Below are 1,016 nucleotides of genomic sequence, written 5' to 3'. Positions count from 1 at the left end.
GGGTCTTTCCGTCTTGCCACGGGTACACCGCATCTTCACGGCGATTTCAATTTCACTGAGTCTCGGGTGGAGACAGCCTGGCCATCATTACGCCATTCGTGCAGGTCGGAACTTACCCGACAAGGAATTTCGCTACCTTAGGACCGTTATAGTTACGGCCGCCGTTTACTGGGGCTTCGATCAAGAGCTTCTGCTTACGCATAACCCCATCAATTAACCTTCCAGCACCGGGCAGGCGTCACACCGTATACGTCCACTTTCGTGTTTGCACAGTGCTGTGTTTTTATTAAACAGTTGCAGCCAGCTGGTATCTTCGACTGACTTCACCTACATCCGCGCGGGATTTCAATTACCATCAGCGTGCCTTCTCCCGAAGTTACGGCACCATTTTGCCTAGTTCCTTCACCCGAGTTCTCTCAAGCGCCTGAGTATTCTCTACCTGACCACCTGTGTCGGTTTCGGGTACGATTAACTATAACCTGAAGCTTAGAGGATTTTCCTGGAAGCAGGGCATCAATTACTTCACTACCTTAGTAGCTCGTCATCACGCCTCAGGGTCTCAGTGACCGGATTTGCCTAATCACACCCCTACACGCTTAACCCACCATCCAATAGGTGGTAAACCTAGCCTTCTTCGTCCCCCCATCGCAGTTATAGCCAGTACGGGAATATTAACCCGTTTCCCATCAGATACGCCCTTCGGCCTCTCCTTAGGGGTCGACTCACCCTGCCCCGATTAACGTTGGACAGGAACCCTTGGTCTTCCAGCGAGCGGGCTTTTCACCCGCTTTATCGTTACTTATGTCAGCATTCGCACTTCTGATACCTCCAGCATGCCTCACAACATACCTTCTACGGCTTACAGAACGCTCCCCTACCCAATACACTTACGTGCACTGCCGCAGCTTCGGTGCATAGTTTTAGCCCCGTTACATCTTCCGCGCAGGCCGACTCGACTAGTGAGCTATTACGCTTTCTTTAAATGATGGCTGCTTCTAAGCCAACATCCTAGCTGT

General features: G+C 51.4%; 1 rRNA gene. It reads right to left on the bottom strand.

Annotated features, from left to right (window positions below):
* Positions 1-1,016: ribosomal RNA gene (locus A9G10_RS04185) — 23S ribosomal RNA — on the bottom strand; the annotation flags it as partial.

It is taken from the genome of Gilliamella sp. wkB308, assembly GCF_001690185.1.
In the GTDB taxonomy this organism is placed as follows: Bacteria; Pseudomonadota; Gammaproteobacteria; order Enterobacterales; family Orbaceae; genus Gilliamella; species Gilliamella apicola_I.
Note: the sequence above shows the minus strand (reverse complement) of the source record. Positions and strands in the feature narration are given on the sequence as shown.